13 protein-coding genes and 1 pseudogene are annotated in these 22,034 nt (G+C 41.7%); 10 read left to right on the top strand and 4 right to left on the bottom strand.

What is annotated here, in order from left to right:
* Positions 1-212: 212 nt before the first annotated feature.
* On the bottom strand, positions 213-620 hold the full coding sequence (locus ABIS04_RS17725) for a VOC family protein (protein ID WP_137224879.1): 408 nt from the start codon (positions 618-620) through the stop codon (positions 213-215).
* Positions 621-927: 307 nt separating this feature from the next.
* Between ABIS04_RS17725 and ABIS04_RS17720 the strand changes: the two genes are divergently transcribed.
* Both ABIS04_RS17720 and ABIS04_RS17715 read left to right on the top strand, forming a co-directional pair.
* Positions 928-1,098: a hypothetical protein gene (locus ABIS04_RS17720; protein ID WP_350431930.1), complete on the top strand. Its 171-nt coding sequence runs from the start codon at positions 928-930 to the stop codon at positions 1,096-1,098.
* 78 nt (positions 1,099-1,176) lie between these two features.
* Positions 1,177-2,705, top strand: a pseudogene (locus ABIS04_RS17715) (DASS family sodium-coupled anion symporter).
* 339 nt (positions 2,706-3,044) lie between these two features.
* Here the strand turns inward: ABIS04_RS17715 and ABIS04_RS17710 are convergent.
* Positions 3,045-4,835, bottom strand: coding sequence for a flavocytochrome c (locus tag ABIS04_RS17710; RefSeq protein WP_140235269.1), 1,791 nt, complete (start codon positions 4,833-4,835; stop codon positions 3,045-3,047).
* Between the two features lie 405 nt (positions 4,836-5,240).
* On the opposite strand from ABIS04_RS17710, the gene ABIS04_RS17705 reads away from it, so the two are divergent.
* The 8 genes from ABIS04_RS17705 to dauA all read left to right on the top strand — a co-directional run bounded on the left by ABIS04_RS17705 (position 5,241) and on the right by dauA (position 18,553).
* Positions 5,241-7,202 carry an ATP-binding protein gene (locus ABIS04_RS17705; RefSeq protein WP_350431929.1) on the top strand — a complete coding sequence of 654 codons (1,962 nt, stop codon included), beginning with the start codon at positions 5,241-5,243 and terminating at the stop codon, positions 7,200-7,202.
* 8 nt (positions 7,203-7,210) lie between these two features.
* Positions 7,211-8,590, top strand: coding sequence for a sigma 54-interacting transcriptional regulator (locus tag ABIS04_RS17700; RefSeq protein ID WP_350431928.1), 1,380 nt, complete (start codon positions 7,211-7,213; stop codon positions 8,588-8,590).
* Between the two features lie 257 nt (positions 8,591-8,847).
* Positions 8,848-10,251: a TolC family protein gene (locus ABIS04_RS17695; RefSeq protein ID WP_350431927.1), complete on the top strand. Its 1,404-nt coding sequence runs from the start codon at positions 8,848-8,850 to the stop codon at positions 10,249-10,251.
* Complete coding sequence (locus ABIS04_RS17690) at positions 10,241-11,449, top strand: efflux RND transporter periplasmic adaptor subunit (protein ID WP_350431926.1); 1,209 nt, start codon at positions 10,241-10,243, stop codon at positions 11,447-11,449. Before ABIS04_RS17695 ends, ABIS04_RS17690 begins: the two co-directional genes overlap by 11 nt.
* A gap of 3 nt (positions 11,450-11,452) precedes the next feature.
* Complete coding sequence (locus ABIS04_RS17685; RefSeq protein WP_350431925.1) at positions 11,453-14,650, top strand: efflux RND transporter permease subunit; 3,198 nt, start codon at positions 11,453-11,455, stop codon at positions 14,648-14,650.
* 17 nt (positions 14,651-14,667) lie between these two features.
* Positions 14,668-15,354, top strand: coding sequence for a response regulator transcription factor (locus ABIS04_RS17680; RefSeq protein ID WP_140235264.1), 687 nt, complete (start codon positions 14,668-14,670; stop codon positions 15,352-15,354).
* Positions 15,354-16,607: a HAMP domain-containing sensor histidine kinase gene (locus ABIS04_RS17675; RefSeq protein ID WP_350431924.1), complete on the top strand. Its 1,254-nt coding sequence runs from the start codon at positions 15,354-15,356 to the stop codon at positions 16,605-16,607. Before ABIS04_RS17680 ends, ABIS04_RS17675 begins: the two co-directional genes overlap by 1 nt.
* Positions 16,608-16,819: 212 nt before the next feature.
* Positions 16,820-18,553, top strand: a complete 1,734-nt coding sequence (dauA, locus tag ABIS04_RS17670) for a C4-dicarboxylic acid transporter DauA (RefSeq protein WP_137224898.1) — start codon at positions 16,820-16,822, stop codon at positions 18,551-18,553.
* A 435-nt stretch (positions 18,554-18,988) separates the two neighbouring features.
* On the opposite strand, the gene ABIS04_RS17665 is transcribed toward dauA, so the two are convergent.
* On the bottom strand, positions 18,989-19,495 hold the full coding sequence (locus tag ABIS04_RS17665; protein WP_137224900.1) for a DUF6702 family protein: 507 nt from the start codon (positions 19,493-19,495) through the stop codon (positions 18,989-18,991).
* The gene (locus ABIS04_RS17660; RefSeq protein WP_350431923.1) at positions 19,495-21,948 is read right to left on the bottom strand and encodes a M1 family metallopeptidase; all 2,454 of its coding nucleotides are present in this window, start codon (positions 21,946-21,948) and stop codon (positions 19,495-19,497) included. The genes ABIS04_RS17665 and ABIS04_RS17660 overlap by 1 nt, the downstream gene beginning before the upstream one ends.
* Between the last annotated feature and the right edge of the window lie 86 nt (positions 21,949-22,034).

The raw sequence follows: 22,034 nt of genomic DNA, 5'->3' as shown, positions 1-22,034 counted from the left end.
TCTTGAGATTTTTAGGGATTATTCCTAGGCTTGGGCCATCACTGAAAAATAAACTCATCTGGAATTAAGTACAATGCATTGATAAAGTATATTCACAACGGTTCGACTTTAAGTTCTGTTGCAATGGTTGCCATTTCTAAACGTATTGTGTTGTAGGAAATCAGTATCAATACTAGCAATCTCATTATTGGAATACTGTAGCTTTCAATTATCTATATGGGATGTTTATCGTTTAACTGCAGTAAGTCCCAAAGATTGCCATACAAATCTTCAAATACAGCTACTGTGCCATAGTCTTGTTCTTGAGGCGGGCGCACAAACTTAATCCCTTCAAGTTGCATGCGGTTATAGTCGCGCCAAAAATCGTCAGTATTCAAAAAAAGAAATACCCGTCCGCCAGTTTGGTTACCAATAAAATTATGTTGCTTTGGTGTAGATGCCCGAGCTAACAACAGAGACACCCCGTTTGATCCTGGAGGTGACACCACGACCCATCGCTTGTCTTGTTCTGCTTGATAGGTGTCTTCAATCAAATCAAACTTCAATTTATTGACATAAAAATCGATGGCTTCATCGTAATCATTCACCACTAGCGCGATGTGAACTATAGACTGTTTCATTATTATCCTTAGAAATCGAAACAAGTTAACCAGATCGTTTATTCGAAAACTCACTCTGCCATCGATGGTTAATTAATGCGATAGACATGAGGACATTTATGAATAAAAAAGCCACCACGCTTGGTTGTGGCTTTTGGCTATGTGATTAATCGTACCTTTAATTATCTCCACTTAATCATATGGTTAGCCAGTAAGAATATTTATTAGCAGTATTTTACTGTTTCTTTATTGGCTATTTGCGATGCCTAACGATATTACGCAGCAAGTTTTATAAGTCACTTAACAGCATGGCACTGATGGTATATAGATGCTGCTTGCTGGCGGAGTTCAGTGCAGCACCAACAATGGAGTAAAGCAGCCAGCTGAATATCCTGTTCAAAGAAAAAATAGCAATTGGGATTATGACCAAATTGAACAAGATGTAGCAGCATCCGTTGCAAGCATAATTATTTTTGTAGTCTTATTACATTTTGTCTAAAAAATATTCAGCTATCAGAAAGGCTTATACCAGTAATGCTAATAATATTCACTACGGCCTCTTTCATTGTGAGTTAGTATGAGGCTAATATCCCTGCGCTGTTTCGCAGTAGTGTGTTTTCTCAAATTTAAGGATGTAGAAATGAAAGGCGCTGATACTCGAGTGGTTCCTGGGCTGATCTCAATTGCAATTATCTTATTGCTTTGGTTTATTGTGCCTCCCCCTGAAGGGGTGACAGCAAATGCATGGCATTTACTGGCGTTATTTATTGGTACTGTTGTGGCCATTATTGGCAAGGCTATGCCAATTGGTGCTATTGCCATTTTGGCGATCACTTTAGTAGCACTAACAGGGGTAACAAATGATAACCCTTCTGATGCGATTAAAGATGCGTTAAGTGGTTTTTCTAATTCATTAATTTGGTTGATTGGTATTGCGATTATTATCTCTCGTGGTTTGGTTAAAACCGGTTTAGGAAATCGCATCGGTTATTACTTTATTTCACTATTTGGTCGAAAACCATTGGTATTGGATATGCATTGGCGCTGTCGGAACTCGTCATTGCGCCGGTAACACCCAGTAACACCGCTCGAGGTGGCGGGATTATTCATCCCATTATGAAGTCTATCGCCACCAGTTTTGGTTCATCTCCAGAAGAAGGCACATCGCGTAAAATTGGTCATTATCTTGCTTTGGTTAACTACCATATAAATCCTATTACCTCGGCGATGTTTATTACTGCGACAGCGCCCAATCCATTAATCGTTAAGCTTATTGCAGATGCTACTGGATCTGATATCAGTATTACTTGGGGAACATGGGCGCTTGCAGCACTTTTACCTGGTTTGGTTTGTATTGGGCTAGTGCCATTGATTGTATATGCCGTTTACCCGCCAGAAATCAAAAGCACCCCAAACGCAAGAGACTTTGCTAAGTCTAAATTAACTGAAATGGGGCCTATGTCCTACGGTGAAAAAGTCATGATTAGTGTTTTTTCACTTCTGCTGATTTTGTGGGCGGGTGTGCCAGCAATGATATTGGGCGCTGATTATGCGGTTAATACTACCGCGGTGGCTTTTTTAGGCTTATCTATTTTATTAATCAGTGGTGTTTTAAATTGGCAAGATGTGCTTAAAGAAAAGTCAGCTTGGGATACCGTTGTTTGGTTCTCAGCATTGGTAATGATGGCGACCTTTTTGAGTAAGTTAGGCTTAGTGGCATGGTTTTCTGGGGTTGTTGAGAGCAATATTGATCAACTTGGTGTTGGCTGGATGGTGTCTGCGATTATATTAGTGGTGGTTTACTTTTACGCGCATTACTTCTTTGCTAGTACAACGGCTCATATTACTGCAATGTTTGCTGCCTTTTATGCTGCTGGTTTAGCGCTAGGCGCGCCGCCATTATATCTTGGTTTACTATTAGCGGGTGCCTCATCGTTAATGATGTCATTAACCCATTATGCTACAGGTACTTCACCGATTATTTTTGGCTCTGGTTATGTGTCGATGGAAAATTGGTGGGTAATGGGCTTCATTATGAGTATTGTTAACTTAACCGTTTGGGGTGTGGTTGGCGGGCTTTGGTGGAAGGTGTTGGGATACTGGTAATTTACCTATCAATTTATAGCATTATATAAACAGTTAAAAATGAAAAGGTCACCATAGCGTGACCTTTTTTATATTCCATTTCCGCATGGAATTAACGAAAAGGAGAGTAACCTTTCTGGTATGTTAATACGCTTTGAATTGTAAAACCTCAGATGTTCTGAGCTGCTCAAATCAGTAATGTGATAGCGACAAGACTTATTTATAAATTATGAAGTATAAAAAAGCCACAGCGCTTGGCTGTGGCTTTTAGTGGTGTTAGTGATAACACCTTTGAGGAACTTATCTACACTACTTTACACATAATATGTTACTAGTCAGTAAGTTAGTCTATAAAAAAGATTAGTTCTTTTTAGAGTATTTAGCTGCTTCTTCACCCGCTAAGCGACCAAAGGTGATGATATCTGAAATGGCATTACCACCTAAGCGGTTAGCACCATGAACACCACCAGTAACTTCACCAGCACCATATAAACCAGGTATAACCTGCTTCTTAGCATTCATCACTTCTGCTTTAGTGTCGATCATCACGCCACCCATAGTGTGGTGAACACCAGGAGTCACTTCGATAGCATAGTAGTTACCTTCGTTTAGTGCACGAGGTAGGTTAGGACGCTCAAAATCAGTGTCTTTACCACTAGCAACTAAGGTGTTGTAACGCGCAACGGTTTCAGTCAATGCTTTACCGTCAATGCCTTCCATTTTGCCTAATTTAACTAAACTATCAGCAGTTGGTGCAACACCTAAACCAATATACTTATCAATTTTAGACAATGATTTACGGACAGAATCATCGAAGATTAAGAACGCTGATTTACCAGTTTGTCCTAAGATTGCTGCAGATGCTTTATCGCGAGTAGTGATTTCGTTAACGAAACGCTTACCTTCACGGTTAACCAAAATGGCACCATTACCACGTACCGCTTCAGTGACCATTACGCCACCTTTAACAGATAGAGTTGGGTGAGCTTGGATATACTGCATGTCTTTCAATGCGCCACCGGCATTTTCAGCAACATCTAGACCATCACCTACCGCACCAGGTTGGTTAGTAGAGATAAAGCCTTTCAATTTAGGATCAAGCTTAGATACCCGTTCGTTATTTTTAGCGAAACCACCTGTTGCTAATACAACAGCATCGGCTTTCACCCAGTAATAACCTTTGTACATACCTTTAACGAGGAGACCTTTAACTTTACCGTTATCATCTTTAAGGACTTCAATACCACGAGTGTTCATGCGTAAGTCGATATTGCGTTTAACAGCATTATCATAAAGCACTTGAACAAGATGAGCACCAACGCCAGCACCACCAGTTGGACGGTGTGCACGGTTAACTGATGCGCCACCCATACGGCCAACATCATTTAAATCGGCGCCCATTCCAGTCATCCAATCAACAGAAGCTTTAGAATGTGAACTTAAAATTTCAACCAATGCTGGATCGTTTAAGTCGCGACCACCTTTCATGGTGTCTTTGTACATTAACTCTGGGCTATCTTTAATGTCTTTCGCTTTTTGTTGGTCAGTCCAAGCCGCGTTCATACCGCCAGCGGCCAATTTAGCATTACCACCAATAACTGGCTCTTTCTCAATAAGAATAACTTTAGCGCCATTATCAGTTGCAGATATTGCAGCAGAGAAACCTGCGCCGCCAGAACCGACAATCACTACGTCAACAGTATCGTGAGGTGCGCTAGCAAGAGCAGCCTGACGTTCTGATTTATCTTTGGCCAATTCAGCAATTGTAGGTTCGTTACGTTCCCACTTCTTAGCATATGGCATGTTGAAATCGAAGCTATGGCAAGAATCACAGTAAACCATAGATTTTTCGTGAGCGCTGTGGCATGTAGTACATGCTGGCTCGGCAGGGAAATGGGATGCATGAGCATTATAATGTTCATGTTTGGTAGACTCTGCTACTTCAGCCAATGTGCCATGACAAGAAACACACTGTGCATTCTCATAGGTTAAGCTATCATTTGATAATTCACCATCTGGCTGGTGACAGCTATCACACTCTTGGTTTTGTTCATGGAATTCGGCTAAATTATCAGCCGCAACAGCATTGCCCATTAGGCCTGCTGTGCCCATTAATGTGGCAAGACAGACTGCAAGTTTCATCTTTTTCATTTTTGCTCCCCCTTCTATAGTTAGTGACGCTTAGTGCATTAACTATAGAAGCACTCTCGTTGTTATACCAAGGTGAAATGACAATCACTTCACTTTAAATAAGGTGCTGTCCAAATTAAGTATCGATTTGATCAGCTATTACTTTTGCTCACAAGCAGTTTTACCTATGGTGTTCATACTCGCAATAAGATAACCACAAAGAGGTGCGGAAATGGCGTCTCAATCACAAGCATATAAACAGTCCATGCAAAGATGCATAACTCTAAGGGGGTATATGCAATTTTGCATAGCGTAGGTGGAGCTAGATCACATTAAGTTAGTGTTATAGGCAAAACGTACTTAACGATTTGCTAATTAGAGCAATGCAGCACAGTTTCACCTGAGGCTGGTGTGTATCATCTCGCCATGAGATTTTTATTCCTTTTACTTATCACGATATCCTTACCGGTGCTGGCTCAAGAAAGCATCGTATTTGGCGTGCATTCAAATACCGCACCATTAGAGTGGCGCAACAACGGCGTGGACCAAGGCTTTAACGTTGAGTTGATGAATAGAATTGGTCAACTTACTGATAAGCGGATCATTGTTCGGCGCAAAAGTTTTCAGCAGTTAGTAAAAGATGTTCATAATCCTAATAGTGATATTGACGTTATTGCCGTTGTTAGCCCTGTCAATATAGACCGCCAATTAGCGCAGTCAGATCCCATTTATGCCACCCATGCTAAAGCGTATACCTTACAAGGTAAGGCACTCATTAATAATTGGGCAGATCTGGTGGGTAAGCGGGTTGCCATTAAAAAAGGGGCTTTTGTTGAGGTTTTTTTATCAGATCATCTGCAAAATTTTGATCGTGTAGATGTAGACTTATATGAAACGGGCTTTAAATTACTCACTAAAAACCAAGTCGATGTGGTTATTGCCGAAAGCTTTGTTGCACGACGTTTACTTCCGCTTTATCCGTCAGTTCGTAGTTCAAGTGATGCATTAATTTATGGTGCATTTAACTTTGTCGCTAATGGTACAAAAGCCAAACAGATGTACCAAATTAATGAAGCGCTTAGACAACTAAAAATATCAGGTGAATACGACCAATTGGTTAACAAATGGTTTGGCACTGGGCGTGAAAAAGTGGATTTAACATCTACCGATAATCGCTTGTTTGCTTTCGTGATATTGGTCGCCATTATTTCGGCTGTAGGCTTGGTATACACAGGATTTATTAGCGCCAGTTTACGTCGCCATACAAAAGCGCTCGATGCTGAATTAATTCAACGTAAGCGTATTGAAGCTGAGATATCCGAATTGTCGAAGCAGTTCCAATCTGTGCTTGATGGTATCCCCGACGGAGTAACCATAGTCAATAAAGAGCTCCAGCATTTGTGGAGTAATGATAACAATATCCATTTGTTAGTTTCTGATGAATTTTACTATATCGATCATGATGTTTTTATACTTAGAATGGCAGTGCTTGATGTGTTAACTAGCCAAAAATCTCTTACTGCTGATATGGTGTATCAACAACAATTTTGGCAATTACAAATTCACCCTATTGCTCAAGAGCAGGTAGTTATTCTACTTGCCGAGTCAACAGAGCAGCATCGATTGCGACAAGCCAATGAAGAAGCCAGCCGTTTAGCCTCGTTAGGTGAGTTGTCTGCGGGTATTGCCCACGAAATCAATAATCCAACCGGCTTAATTGTACACGCGGTATCTCTTTTTACCGCCGCAATAAAAGATTTAACCCCAGCCGCATCTCATTACCAGAAACAAAATCCTTTCTGGCTGATTGCAGGCTTACCTCCAGATGTCGCTATAGATGAGCTGCAACATAGTTGCGGTACTATCGAAGAGGGCTCTAAACGCATCAGCCGAATAGTTAATGATTTAAAGCGTTATGCCATGCCTCATATTGCTGATGAATATACTCAAGTTTGTCTTAATGATGTGGTTCAAGTCGCCCAGCGTCTTACCGCTAATCAAACCAAATATCATCAAATCACCTTAAAGCTAAGTGAATCCAGCCCTATGATTAAAGGCGACGCTCAACAATTACATCAGGTGTTAATTAATCTTATTCAAAATGCCTGTAATGCCTGTCTTGCAGAGCAAGGCGCGATAGTAATCGAGACAAGTATAGAAGACGATATTACCATATTGAGTATTAAAGATAATGGTTGCGGGATGAACAGTGCAACGTTAAAACGTATAACTGAACCCTTCTTTACCACTCGGCGAAACGAAGGTGGCAGTGGCTTAGGTTTATCAGTATCCAGTAAAATAATTAAAGAACACCATGGAGAAATGCAGATACAGTCGAGTATTGGCAAAGGTACACAAATTCGCCTGACTTTCGCATTGGCACAATAGGATAATAAATGAAACTCGCTAGAAATATTCTCTTAGTCGACGATGAAGCCCCTTGGTTACGTACGTTAGCCGTCACTCTTAATCGTCTAGTACCCGAAGCCGAAATTGATACCTGTGTTGACAGTCGCCAGGTGGAAAGTCGCTTACAAGTGGGTGACTATGCGTTAGTGCTAGTCGATCTGACGATGCCGTTTCACTCAGGTGAAGACATTTTAGCAATGATCCGCAATGACTTTCCTAATACTCGCGTCATTATTGTCACTGGTGTTAACGAAATTGATACCGCAGTACGTTGCATTAAAAATGGTGCCTATGACTACTTTATCAAAACAGACAATGTCGATGATCTTGCCCGTACTGTCCGCCGAGCACTGGAAGTGGTTGGACTTGAAAGAAACTACCTTTATATAAAAGAGAAGTTTTTAAGTCGTACTTTAGATAATCCGCAAGCGTTTAATAATATTTTAACCTGCGAGCCACACTTATTAGATCAATTTCGCTATCTTGAAGCCGTGTCATGTAGCCCAGAACCTTTATTAATATTTGGTGCCAGCGGGACAGGCAAAAGTGAATTTGCAAAATCTTGCCATGCACTTTATAGCCCGAATGAACCCTTTATTAGTATTAATTTAGCGGGCATTAGTAGCGAGGTGTTTGAACAAAAAATGTGTGGCCAACTGTATCACCATAATAATGGTGAATTAGAAGCCGTTGCGGGGTTATTACATCAAGTGGGTAGCGGAGTGCTTTATCTTAACGAAATTGGCGCCTTGTCACTTGATGCCCAAGTTAAGCTTTTAGATGTGTTTGAAACTAGAAAATATTATCCTCTAGGTAGCGACACTGCTTACCCAGTAAAATGTAAGTTTGTCGTATCGACTCAAGATGATTTACTAAAACTTCATCAAGCCGGTGAGTTTAGAAGCGATTTACTCTACCGTTTACGCGCCCATAAAATTAAATTACCGCCATTAGCTGAGCGCAAGTTAGATATCTCTATGTTGATCAATCATTTTATCGCTTTAGCAGCAGCTGAAATGAATCTACCTGCGCCAATTCAACCGGCAGATTTAGCCTCTAAATTAGCTAACTATGACTTCCCCGGCAATCTACACGAGCTAAAAGGAATGGTATTTGATGCCGTCAGTCGCAGCGATGGCATAGCACTTAATACCTCAGCTTTTATGGAAGCCATCAACGAACACAAGTCATTGACTGAACCCCCACAAGACAGAATTATCTTTCCTAAATCCTTACCCACAATTGCACAAATGAATCAGGCTTTAATGGACGAGGCAATGAGTCGAACAGCCAATAACCAAACCGCAGCAGCGCAGATACTCGGTATCAGTCAAAGTGCATTGAGTCGGCGGTTGAAGGGGCATTAGAGCAAAAATGCCCTTTATTAAGAATTAACGCCGTTTTTTGCGGTTCTTTAGTGTATTCAATAGAGAACTGCTCAGTGATCTTTGCTGAGTTGTTCTAAGGTGATCCGTTCGAGTTGATGAACATACCACTAGAAAGTGGTCCATGTTGCAAACGCTTATTCAAGAGAAAGCCTATCCCCACCTTAACCTCGTCTTAACCCACTCATCTGTATGCTGTAGCCATTATTGTGCAAGACACAAGTTTGGAGAGGTATTTGATGAAAGCAAAACCCGCAGTACAACAAGCAATGCTTGCACTATTCGTGGCGAGCCTATTGGGCTGCAGCGCTGTCGATAATGTCAATTACGCCGACCAAGCCAGTCAAAATCAAACCGATATTAGTCAACGCTTAATTGAACAATTATTGGCGACATCAAATGCTAACGAGGTACCTGAGCAATCGGTAGCACGACTAACAGACTTGGTTAACGTACCTGAATTACAACAATTTATGACTGCCGCGCTAGAGAATAATCCCAGCCTACAACAAAGTGTGGTGGCGCTAAATATGGCCTATGCTCAGCACGGTATTACCTCTGCAAGCCGCTTACCAACAGTGGATGCTAGCTTTAGTGGATCGTCAACAGAAGATAGTGATGACAGTTACACTACTGATATTACCGTGAGCTGGGAGCTGGATTTATGGCAAAAAATAGCTGACAGCAGCAACGCTGCATTAAAAGACATTGCCAGTACGCAAGCTAGTCTACAAAGTGCGCAAGACTTAGTGGCTGCCAACGTGATGCGCAGCTGGTTAGACATTAGCCTTAAGCAACAACTTGTGGCGATTGAAACCCAGCGTTTAGCGGTATTAGAAAACAACCAAGCACTGATTTTGGCGCGTTACCGTGTTGGCTTAGGCAGTTTAGAAGACCTTGATAATGCCAATACCAGTGCTGCCAGCACAAAAGCAACGTTAGCGGACTATCAAGAACAACTCGCCCAAAGTAAGCGTGATTTAACCTTACTTACCGGACAATGGACCGGTAACGATTTAGCCGTAAATATTGCCGCAGCATTTCCTACTGTATTAAATCCTATTAGCTCGCTGGGGCAACAAAACCTGAGTCAACGTCCTGACATTAAAACCGCATTTTACAATATTGAAGCCGAAGCATTACGTACTGATGCCGCCTATAAAGCCATGTTGCCTTCGATCAGTTTGTCGGCCAGTTTAACCGACATGGCCGAGTCGCCAAGTGATGCTTTATTAACGGGACCATTATGGAGCGTACTTGGACAGTTATCTGCACCTTTGTTTCAAGGGGGAAAGTTAACATCACAAGCGGAGTTAGCGCAGTTAACTACTGAGCAGCGTTATTGGGTATACCAAGAAACCTTATTAAATGCGGTTAACGAAGTTGAAAACACCGTTGGCCAAGAGTACTCCCTTGCTAAACAACAACAGCATTTAACCGACGCTCGACTCAGTGCTCAACGTAGCTTTGTGAGTTATGAGCAAAAGTATCGCCAAGGCTTAGTTGATATTTTTGATTTACTTACGGTACAGCAACAAACCTTTGATGTTGAAGCACAGCTTGCCAACACTATTTATAACCGTCTTATAAACCGCATTGATTTAGGCCTAGCGTTGGGCTTAGGGGTATCGCATGAAGCTTAATCGTCTAAACGTTATTGTCACTGTATTATCATTGGGCAGTATTTTTGTTGCAGTAGGGTATACCGCATCGCACTTACCGCCGTCACCTAATCAAAAAGCGCCAGAGGTAGAGAAAATTGAAAAGCCAGTAGCCACAACTACAGCGGTATCATTATTACCACAAGTGGGTGTAGTGGCTGTAAGTGGACAAGAATATCAAGCTGAAGTGATTGGTTTTGGTGAAGCAACACCGCGCTATGAGCTAACCTTGAGTGCCGAAATAAGTGGCAAGATTGACAGTGTTGCACGTCAGTTTGAATCCGGTCAGGTTATTAAAAAAGGCACTGTATTAGGCCAGATTAATGACATCAGTTACCAGCAAGCTTTAACCCAAGCGCAAACCGATGTTGCTCAAGCTGAACTTGATTTATTAGAAGAACAACGTGAAGGTGAGCAAGCTAAATCAGAATGGTTACGTTCAGGTTTGTCTGGCGAGCCAGCATCTCCACTAGTACTAAGAACTCCGCAACTGGCCCAAGCCACCGCAGCATTAGAAAATGCCAAGTTAGCGCTTAAAAAAGCCAAGCAAGACGTGGCGTACACCAACATTACCGCACCGTTTGATGCGCTGGTGGTGAGCCGTGATATTCAACCAGGCAGTTATGTACAAGCAGGCACTCAACTTGGCACCTTATACAGTGTTGCAGAAGTGGAAATTAATGTCCCATTGTCTGATTTACAATGGCAAAATCTACCCGATTTTGATAATGCTGAACTGGCTAAAACCCCTTGGAATGTCACCTTGTACAGTGCTAATGGGCATAACCAGTGGCAAGGTTATATTGAGCGTGTAGAGCAACATTTAACCCAAACCAGTCGTCAACGGTCATTAATTGTGGTGGTTGATAATCCACTTGCACAACAAGCTGACTTATACCCTGGCACCTTTGTAAAAGCACAAATCAACGGTAAAACATTAAGCAATTTATGGCAATTACCTTCATCGGCTATTTCGCAACAAGGTGATATTTGGTTTGTCGATGATAATGGACTTCTTGCTAAATCAGCGGCCGCCATTGCATTTGAGAAAGAGGGTTTTGTGTATGTGTCACCTATCGCTAACGAACAGCAAACCCAGTCTGGCTTAATGCAGATTATTAAGCGCCCTTTAAGCAGTTTTAAAGTGGGCATTAAGGTGCTTGCTAAGGTTGAGGTGTAAGTTATGTTGGACGAGCAATCAACACATACTGGGGCAATATCTTGGTTTGCTAGAAACTCAGTTGCGGCTAACTTGCTGTTAATAGGCATGATAATAGTAGGCTTGTTTTCGTTAACCAGCTTGCGCAAAGAAGCATTTCCTAGCTTAGAGCCCGACAGAGTTACCGTGTCAGTCACTTACGACAGTGGTGATCCTGTGCTGGCAGAAGAAGGCATTGCGATTAAAATTGAAGATGCATTAGAAACTGTCCCAGGTATTAAACGTATTACATCAACATCTAATGCCGGTGGCAGTAGTGTGATGATTGAGAAAACCAGTTCTTATGATTTAGACACCTTGTTAACCGACATTAAAACCAATGTTGACGCTATCTATAACTTTCCAACCGAAGCGGAAAATCCCGTTATCGATAAAATGCGCATGCAAGATCATGCCTTATGGATTGAAATATACGGTGATGCCGATCGTGCAACTTTGCAAGCGTTAGCCGAACAGCTTAAATCAGACTTATTAAGTCAGTCTGCTATTCATGATTTAGAAATTAAGGCCAAAGCTGAGCCAATGATTTCTATCGAAGTTGACGAAGCTAAGTTGCAAGCCTACGGACTCACATTAACCTCAGTGTCTGATGCTGTGAATGCCGAATCGTCAGCATCAATTTCGACCAGTTTATATAACGACGACAAAACCGTACGCTTAAAAGTATCAGAACAAGCCTATGAATTAGAAGATTTTATGGCTATTCCGATTATCAGCAACAGCCAAGGTTCGCTTATTACCCTGGGCGATATTGCCACCGTTAAAGACGAATTTGCCGACGACACCTTTGTATTGTCGCGATACAACAAAGCTAATTCCAGTGCGATTGAAATTGTTATGGATGAAAACGGCGATATTGTTGATATTGTCGATCAAGCAAAACAAGTTATCGAAAAATGGCGTAATTCAACAATGTTGCCCGCTAATGTGAGCATCGCTTCTTGGCATGACAAAAGTACTCTTATTACCGAACGGTTAAGCTTATTGGTTAAAAATGCCCTAAGCGGTATCGCGCTAGTGTTTATCATTTTAGCGTTATTCTTAAACTTACGAGTGGCATTTTGGGTTGCAGCAGGGCTACCGTTTGTATTTTTTGGCACCTTATTTTTTATGACCAACAACTTTGCCGGCTTAACCCTAAATGAAATGACCACCTTTGGCTTTATTATGGCGCTGGGTATTGTGGTCGACGATGCCGTGGTGGTGGGAGAGAGTGTTTACAGCACCAGACAAAAATACGGCGATAACATCAATAACACCATTAAAGGCACGTTAAAGGTGGCCACGCCGACTATATTTGGTGTGCTAACGACGGTAGTGGCTTTTGTGGCTTTGGCTAATGTTGAAGGTCGTTTAGGGCAGATTTATGCCCAGTTTGGTACTGTTGTTGCCATTTGTTTAATGTTGTCATTGATTGAGTCGAAATTTATTTTACCGTCGCATTTAGCCCATATTGATACCAAAAAACGGTTTGAAAAGTCATGGTTTAATCATATTCAACATGCTGCCGACAGTGGCTTAAAGTGGTTTAGTCGAGAGATTTATCAACCATCAATTGAACTTGCACTGCGTTTCCGTTACGCAGTCGTCATGCTGTTTATTACGGTATTTATTGTCGTTGCCAGTATGCCGATTACGGGTGGTGTGCGGGTAGCGTTTTTCCCTGATATTGCTGGTGATACTGTGGTGGCAGATTTTTCGATGCAAAACGACGCCAGCTTTGGTCAAACCTATAAAAATTTAATGACCTTAGAAAATGCCGCTAAGCAAGTTGATGCTCAGCTTTCAGCACTATCATTGGCGCAATCATTAGCACAGCCATCGGCACAACAAAATGATGATGACAACAAAGACAGCTATTTAACCAGTTTACATGTGATGGCAAGTAGTAGTGACTCAGGCCAAGTTCAAGTTGAGCTTGCCAGTAATAGTCCGTATACCCTTAAAGAATTCACCACAAAATGGACCGAGCTAGTGGGTCAAATGGAAGGCATTAAAAAACTTAAAATCTTGTCGAAAAAAGAGATGCTCGATAACTTTAAAGTGGAAATTAAAGCGAGAGACAGTGAATCTGTTTTTGCTGCTGGAACCGAGTTAAAAGCTGTATTAGAAGCAATGGATGGTGTTAGCGGCATTGACGATAACTTAGATTTTGGCGAACCACAGTATCGTTTTGAATTAACTAAGCAGGGCCGCGCGTTAGGTTTTGATACTGAAACTTTATCTGCTCAAGTATTGCAATCATTTGGTGGCGGCGTTGTGCAACGTTTTCAACGCGGCAAAGATGAAGTGAAAGTTCGGGTGCGTTACCCAGATGCAGATCGTCAAACCATAGAAGATATTCTGCTTGCCAATGTAAGAACCAGCGACGGCACCATAGTGCCATTAAGTCACGTTGCGGACATTTTTAATGATTATCAACCGTCGAGTATTACGCGCATAGACAGCCAACGAGCTGTGTATATTAGTGCAGTATTAGACAAAGACAAAATTGCTTCAAACGAGCTTGTTAGTCAACTTCAGCGCACAGTAGTGTCACAGTTAGAGGTGCAATATCCTAGTGTGAGCTTTAACTTTGCTGGTGAAGCAGAGCAACAAGCGGAAACCACAAGCTCAATTGAATCAATGTTTGTGTTAGCGTTAATTGCCATATACGCCTTGTTGGCAATCCCGTTAAAGTCGTATGTGCAACCTATGATCATTATGACCGCCATTCCGTTTGGTATTGTTGGGGCTATTTTAGGCCATTGGTGGAATGACTTAACCATTAGTATTTTATCGTTAAACGGTATTTTGGCGTTAAGTGGTGTCGTGGTAAACGACAGCTTGTTGTTAGTATCGCGCTTTAACGAGTTAATTAAAGAAGAAGGATTATCTGTACACGATGCCATTGTAGAATCATGCACAGGGCGACTTAGAGCGGTATTGCTTACCTCGGTGACTACCTTTGCTGGCTTAGCTCCATTATTAGGTGAAACCTCACTACAAGCGCAGTTTTTAATTCCTGCCGCAGCGGCGCTGGGGTATGGTATTTTATTTGCCACAGTTATTACCTTGTTGCTAACACCGTCATTGTTATTGATTCAATGTGAAACAAAAGACTTTATGACTAAAGTTATGAATAAATTACGCCCAAATCACGACGCGACAGCGCCAGTATAAAATAAGGAGCCCGCTCGATGACAACCGATAAATTTCAGTTACTACTGGTTGAAGATGATCTCGATTTAGCGACGGCGGTGATTGAGTATTTAGAACTAGAAGATATTCTTTGCGATCACAGCGCCAATGGACTGGCAGGGCTTGGCTTAATTCAGAAAAATTATTACGACGTGGTCATTTTGGATTTAAATTTACCCAAGATGAATGGCTTGCAAGTGTGCAAATCTTTACGCGCCGACGGCATTGATGTGCCAGTATTAATGCTCACAGCCCGCGATACGCTAGATGATAAACTTAATGGTTTTGCCAATGGCACTGACGACTACTTAATTAAACCGTTTGCCATGGAAGAATTGATTGTGCGTATTAAAGTGTTGGCAAAGCGCCGTAGTGGCCAAGTGCAAAAGCTTACCGTCGCCGACTTATCAATCGACTTACAGCAAAAACAGGTTTATCGGGCCAATGTGGAGTTAAAATTGTCGCCAACAGCGTTGAAAATTTTAACCGTGTTAATGAATGCTAGCCCTAATCCAGTATCGCGCGAAAAATTAATGCAAACCGTGTGGGGCGACGAACAACCAGACAGTAACAGCTTAAAGGTGCATATTTTTAATTTACGTAAACAAATTGATGCCGAGCATGAACATAAATTGATGCACACTATTAGCGGTTATGGTTTTGCGATAAAGGAATCTGATCTGTAATGAAAATAATCCCCAGTATTCGGCTTTATATATTGTTGGCTATGTTGATCACCGGTATCAGCACTATTTTGATCCTGTCGATTTTAAGCCTACATTATTTTATATCTGGCATGGATTCGTCAATGCGGGTTGCTATGTATGCCCAAGGACAGCAACAGGTTACAGATGGTAAGCCTTATCAGTTTGAAGTCTTTACGGTGGCTTCTCGTTGGCAAGATCTACCCGAAAGCGTAAAGCAAATAATGGTTGAGCCGCCAAACGAGTTAAATGTGCTGAATAAAAAAATTGTTGGCGGTAATTTTATAACACCACCAGACGCTGGTTATTTCGTTATGAAAATGAAAGTTGGAGATGAAATACGTTTTGTATCAACGGTATTCGATCGCAATAGCCACAGTATGTTTAAGGGTGATGGGCCGCCGTATTTTCTCGTCATAGTGTTAACTGGCTTGCTAGGTATTTTGGCGTTTGCAGTTGTACTCATTTTAGTGATGCGCCGAGTGACGGTTCCGGTTGAGAGATTGAAGAACTGGGCTAAAGGACTCAATACTCAACAACTTGAGCAACCAATGCCAGACTTTCATTACAGTGAATTAAATATCTTAGGCAATATTATTAAAACCAGTTTACGTTCTGTCCAAGACAGTTTAGCCCGCGAGCAACAGTTTTTAAGTTATGCCAGCCATGAGCTGCGTACACCGATTGCGGTTATTCGAACGAATACAGAATTATTGCAAAAACTGATAAGCAAAGGGGCAAGTGCAGAAAAACAAGCTCAAGTTGTTCATCGCATTGAGCGTGCAGGCCTGACCATGACAGATCTTACTGAAACCTTACTATGGTTAACAAGACATGAAGATCAAAGCTTACCTATGGAAGAAGTCAATTTAGGCCAGCTTATCCGTCAATTGGTTCAAGAGTTGAGCTATTTAACCAAGGGAAAAGATATTGAATTAAGTATCGAAACAGATGACTCAATTCATCAATTACCAATAACGTTATGTCGAATTGTGTTGAATAATTTAATCCGTAATGCGTTGCAACACACCATTGAAGGTCGTGTCATTATTAAGCAATCGACAACATCTGTTAGCATGATTAATGAGTCTGATTCTGGTCATCATCACAGTGAAGAATTAGGGTTTGGTTTAGGGCTTGAGCTAACCACTCGTTTAATTAACCACTATGATTGGGATTACCAAAATATAGAAACTAATAGCGGCCGTAAAGTGACCATTAACTTTAGCCGTTAAATTAGGATAACGATAGTAGCCACCTATTATTAGGTGGCTTTTTTGTAGGTAGAGTTTGGTGCCAATATTGGGTTATTGAAATGCAGAAAAACATTATAATATGATGATAATTAAATTATCACTTAATGCTAATTTAATTTGATTGTACTGTGAGGCAATCGGCCTATAATGAGGGGTATCTTTTCGACCTACTTGGTTATGGGATCGCCTCAATGAAATACCGCTCACATTTATTTTCACTTCGTATTGGCAATGCGCTTAGAGAGTCTTTTAAAGACGCCCCTTACAAAGCCAGTACTTTTTCTAAAGATTTATTAGCTGGCTTAACGGTTGGCATTATTGCTATTCCCTTGTCGATGGCGTTGGCCATTGCCATTGGTGTTGCACCTCAATATGGGTTATATACCGCTATTATTGCCGGGTTTATTATTCCATTATCTGGTGGTTCTCGTTATAGCGTATCGGGTCCTACTGCCGCGTTTGTGGTGATTCTATATCCCATTGTTCACCAATATGGCCTGTCTGGTTTATTGCTTGCCAGTATTTTATCTGGAATTATCTTGATCATCATGGCGCTGTTTCGGCTAGGGCGATATATTCAATATATTCCAGAGCCAGTCACCTTAGGCTTTACCGGCGGTATTGGTGTGGTGATTGCGGTGTTGCAAGTAAAAGACTTTTTTGGACTAAGTATTGAGGAAATGCCCGAAAGCTTTGTGGGTAAAGTGGTGGCATTATCCCAAGCGTTACCTGAATTGTCGTTACCAACAGTGGTTGTGGGGGTAAGCACATTATTGGTGTTTATCATATGGCCTAAATTTAAGTTGCCCGTTCCAGCCCATCTTCCTGCCGTTATTGTTGCTAGTCTTGTCGCCTTGGTATTGAATCAGCAAGGCTTTAATGTGGCCACCATAGGTTCCACTTTTAGCTTTACCTTGGCCGATGGCACCACTGGGGCGGGTATTCCATCAATGTTACCCGATTTTCAATGGCCTTGGTTACGTACTCAAGTCGACGACGTGCCATTGGTGTTCAGTTGGCAATTAGCCAGTGATTTATTGTCTGCAGCGTTTGCCATAGCCATGTTAGGCGCCATTGAATCATTATTATGTGCAGTAGTGCTAGATGGTATGTCGGGGCAGAAACACAGCGCTAATAGCGAATTGCTCGGCCAAGGTATTGGTAATATTATTGCACCGTTTTTTGGTGGTATTACAGCTACGGCGGCTATTGCTCGTTCGGCTGCTAACTATAAAGCCGGTGCGGTCACGCCATTTGCTGCAATGATCCATGCCATTGTGGTATTAGTGTCATTGTTATCTCTTACTACTATTTTGGCTTATATTCCCATGGCTGGTATGTCAGCATTGTTGCTTATGGTGGCATGGAACATGAGCGAAGCACCTAAAATTGTTCATTTAATTAAAAAAGCCCCTTCAAGTGAAATACTTGTTTTAATGGTGTGCTTGTTATTAACGATTTTCTTCGACATGGTCATCGCGATAAGCTTTGGGATTATTTTGGCGTCATTATTGTTTATGAAGCAAGTGGCCGATATGACTCAGGTGCGTGATATTAGCGAACATAAAAAGTTGGTTAATGTCACCTTACCACCACGCTGGAAAGTATTTAAAATTAATGGTCCATTATTTTTTGCCGCAGCAGATAGTGCTTTTGGCGAATTAGGCTATTTAAGTACCGACGAAGATGGGGTGATTTTATATCTTGATGGGGTGTCTATACTCGACTCTGGTGGCGTGTCTGCTTTATATAAATTTATCAATAAATGTCAGCACCATAACACTCGGGTATTGCTGGCCGACTTTCAATTTCAACCGCTTAAAACCTTAGCTAAAGCAGGCTTTAAGCCCGATGGTGTACAATGTGTGACTTATTCTACCTTGGCTGACGCCCTCGATGCTGTGGCGGTACCTGAGCCCAAATAGTTTACCCCATAAGGTTAGATAATCGGTGGATAACAGCAGGACATAAGTCTGTTTGATAGCCGTTTATTATCACTAGTGGAATTGGTACGGATGACTAGGGCCTGTTGATCTTTGCTGGTTGAATTTTGTTCGAGTTAAAAACGTTTTAATCGAGGCGAATGGATTGATGCCTAGTCATCTAAGCAAAATCCATTCAACAAAGAGTAAAACGTTTTTAGCAGAACCCTTCGGGCAGCGTTTGTTGGCCATTTTTACGGCGTTATCGACTTTTTATGTAGAATAACTACACCTCAAAGTCTCTGCCTTGTACAAATGGCCAGCAATTCGCTGCAAAAACAACCTTGAAAGATCAACAGGCCCGAACTTACAAACTCACACGCAGCCATGCGTGTGAGTTTAAATGGATAGAGTCTTTCAGCCATGCAACGTTAAGAGTTACTTTGCCACTTCAACGTAATGCCAATTTTCGCCAACATGTAACCTGACAGAATTCACTTTTTTGTCGCGCTCAACATTGATGTGATTAACTTGCTTTGACCACAATTCTTGCAAGGTGGTCATTTTTAAATAAAACCCTTCCATGTCAGCCGTTATCGGTGTTTCTTGATAAACCCATAAATACTTACCTTGTAATTCCGTACCTACATAGGTCAAGGTTAATGGGTGTTGCTGTTGATCCTGCATCGAAAACGTTGAAATAGCATAGTAAGCAAAAGCTTCGCGGCTAACGGGATCGCTAATAATATCGGTATTTTTATCAATCACCTGTTGCGCCGCATGTTCAGCATCATGCAGATAAAATCGATGCTGAATTTCAAGCATTCCACTGTGCTGATTAAACACGATACTGGTATAAGCTTCTTTTTGCTGGTGGGCATTAGCCGCACCAGCGAAACATAATAAACCCACCAGACTGAGCCAAAATAATATTGAAATACGCATTATTTTTTCTTCACTTTAATGTCAGGGTCTTTTAACGCTTCTTTGTTATCGTGCATGATATCGCGATACTTATTCCCTTTACGCTCCTCTTCTTTAAAGGCTTCAATGCGCGATGGAATAATTTGTCTAGGATAATAGTTGTTTTCAATGTCTACATCGGCGGTTTCACCACGACGATCGACTACCGCAGACACCAATATCTTATCTTTGTCAGTCACAATCAGTTTGTTGACTTCAAACGGTGAACGACGCCAAATTTCAGCCGGAATCATCATTGACTCAGTATCACCATTTTCAAAAGTGAGATCGAGTAATATTGGCATCACCAAACCGCCAAGATTACTAAAGTTGAACACGTAATAATTTTTATCTTCTGTTAATGCTCGTGCCAGAGCTTGTTGCTCCCATGGATCGAGTTCCGCGTGCTTCTTGTTGTACTTATTACGTTGTTTATTGGTGACACTAAATTGATCATGCTGATCATGATAATCGGTATTGTCAGCATTTAATTCAACCCAAGTTTTTTGACCACTTTGCTGATTATGCTCAACAGACAATGGCATCGGTTTTTCTTGGTATGCCTGACGACGGCGTTCAAAATCAATATCAGGATTATTCGTGTCTAAACGTAATTTGTATATACGGTCGAGTGAAATATCCACATGATCTGTGGTGTAAAACCAGCCACGGAAAAACCAATCTAAGTCGACTCCTGAGGCTTCTTCCATGGTGCGGAAAAAGTCGCTTGGTGTTGGACGCTTATTCATCCAGCGGCGGCTGTATTCTTGAAAGGCAAAATCAAATAGCTCACGGCCTAAAACCACTTCGCGTAAAATGTTTAATGCCACAGCAGGCTTAATATAAGCATTCGGCCCAAGCTGTAACACACTGTCTGACTGGGTCATCACTGGCACTTGTACGTTAGACTTCATGTACTCAAGTACATCACTTGGCTCTCGTCCCCACGATAAATTCGGGTCCCATTCGCGGGTGGCTATACCATCTAAAAAGCTGTTTAAACCTTCGTCCATCCAGGTCCATTGGCGTTCGTCTGAGTTTACAATCATCGGAAAGTAATTATGGCCGACTTCATGGATCACTACGCCAATTAAGAATTGTTTTTCCGATAAGGTATACGTGCGGCTTTCATCGTCATGCCAAATGGTGCGCGGCCCATTAAAACTGATCATTGGGTATTCCATACCGCCTACTGGGCCATTGACGCTATTGGCGGTTGGATAAGGATAATCAAAGGTAAAGCGTGAATAGACCTTTAACGTGTGGATTATTGATGCGGTTGAATAACGTTGCCACAGTTCGCCACCTTCTTTGGGATAGAAAGACATTGCCATTACTTGCGGATTACTGCCACCTTGCTGATAACCCTGTGCATCCCAAATAAATTTACGTGATGATGCCCAAGCAAAGTCACGGACATTTTCGGCTTTAAAATGCCAGGTTTTAGTGCCTTTTTCAGTACTCGATTCATTGGCGAGTGCTTCGTCTTCCGAGACAATAAATACTGGTTTGTCGGCGGTTTTCGCTTTATCTAAACGCTGTAATTGTTGAAATGACAACACGTTTTTGCTGTTTTGCAATACGCCCGTGGCGGTGACGATATGGTCACTGGGCACCGTCATGCTGACATCGTAATTACCAAACTCTAAGGTAAATTCTCCGCTGCCTAAAAACTCTTTGTTGTGCCACGCTTCATAGTCGGAATAACTGGCAACACGAGGAAACCATTGCGCCAATAAGAAGATGTCATTGCCGCCTTCGCGCTTGTCATCAGGGAAATGCTCATAACCAGAACGAGCACCAACGGCATCTTCTTCTAAAATGTTGTATGCGTAATTAATTTTTAATTTTGTGGTGTTGTTGGCTTTTAGTGGCTGCGGTAAATCAACCCGCATTTGCGCACCCACTATGGTGTATTTAAGCGGTTTATTATTAACATCAGTGACATTCTGAATGTTATAGCCCATCTGATGGTCGGCTAAAAATTGTTGGCGACGCAAATCATGTAAGTCGATTTTAGCAAAGGCGTTATCACCATAGGTGTTAGTGGCATTAACGCTATCATCTACACCTGTAAAGGTGGCACTGCGCTCTGCTATTGAGTCTGACTTAAAGCGATTTTGTTCTAGTTGAAACCACAAGTATTTTAGCGTGTAAGGTGAATTGTTGTGATAAGTAATCACTTGTTCGCCATTAATGCTGCGTTTTTGTTCATCAAGAGTGACCTTGATTTGGTAATCAACTTGTTGTTGCCAATAGTCTTTACCGGGCTCACCAGCGGCGTTGCGGTAATCGTTTGGGGTTGGGAGGCTTTCTTCAAGTTGGCGGAACTTATCTTCAAAATTACCTTTGCTTTGGACTATTTCTGAAGCTGAACTTGAAAAGGTAACTGAACTGGCTAATGCCAATAACAGCAGCTGTCGATATACGCGCATAAACACTCCTTTGATACCAGAAGACTGATATCAATAAACCCAAAATGATGATGGTTATCTTTTTTAGGGCAGTGTAACTAACTTGC

The sequence above is a fragment of the Shewanella sp. H8 genome (assembly GCF_040285065.1).
Lineage (GTDB): Bacteria > Pseudomonadota > Gammaproteobacteria > Enterobacterales > Shewanellaceae > Shewanella > Shewanella polaris.
The sequence above is the reverse complement of the archived record's forward strand: the minus strand, read 5'-3'. Positions and strand labels throughout refer to the sequence as shown.

Excerpts from the sequence above, each read along its gene's own strand:
- ABIS04_RS17725 (WP_137224879.1), bottom strand. The coding sequence starts at position 620 with ATGAAACAGTCTATAGTTCACATCGCGCTAGTGGTGAATGATTACGAT.
- ABIS04_RS17720 (WP_350431930.1), top strand. The coding sequence starts at position 928 with ATGCTGCTTGCTGGCGGAGTTCAGTGCAGCACCAACAATGGAGTAAAG.
- ABIS04_RS17710 (WP_140235269.1), bottom strand. The coding sequence starts at position 4,835 with ATGAAAAAGATGAAACTTGCAGTCTGTCTTGCCACATTAATGGGCACA.
- ABIS04_RS17705 (WP_350431929.1), top strand. The coding sequence starts at position 5,241 with ATGAGATTTTTATTCCTTTTACTTATCACGATATCCTTACCGGTGCTG.
- ABIS04_RS17700 (WP_350431928.1), top strand. The coding sequence starts at position 7,211 with ATGAAACTCGCTAGAAATATTCTCTTAGTCGACGATGAAGCCCCTTGG.
- ABIS04_RS17695 (WP_350431927.1), top strand. The coding sequence starts at position 8,848 with ATGAAAGCAAAACCCGCAGTACAACAAGCAATGCTTGCACTATTCGTG.
- ABIS04_RS17690 (WP_350431926.1), top strand. The coding sequence starts at position 10,241 with ATGAAGCTTAATCGTCTAAACGTTATTGTCACTGTATTATCATTGGGC.
- ABIS04_RS17685 (WP_350431925.1), top strand. The coding sequence starts at position 11,453 with ATGTTGGACGAGCAATCAACACATACTGGGGCAATATCTTGGTTTGCT.
- ABIS04_RS17680 (WP_140235264.1), top strand. The coding sequence starts at position 14,668 with ATGACAACCGATAAATTTCAGTTACTACTGGTTGAAGATGATCTCGAT.
- ABIS04_RS17675 (WP_350431924.1), top strand. The coding sequence starts at position 15,354 with ATGAAAATAATCCCCAGTATTCGGCTTTATATATTGTTGGCTATGTTG.
- dauA (WP_137224898.1), top strand. The coding sequence starts at position 16,820 with ATGAAATACCGCTCACATTTATTTTCACTTCGTATTGGCAATGCGCTT.
- ABIS04_RS17665 (WP_137224900.1), bottom strand. The coding sequence starts at position 19,495 with ATGCGTATTTCAATATTATTTTGGCTCAGTCTGGTGGGTTTATTATGT.
- ABIS04_RS17660 (WP_350431923.1), bottom strand. The coding sequence starts at position 21,948 with ATGCGCGTATATCGACAGCTGCTGTTATTGGCATTAGCCAGTTCAGTT.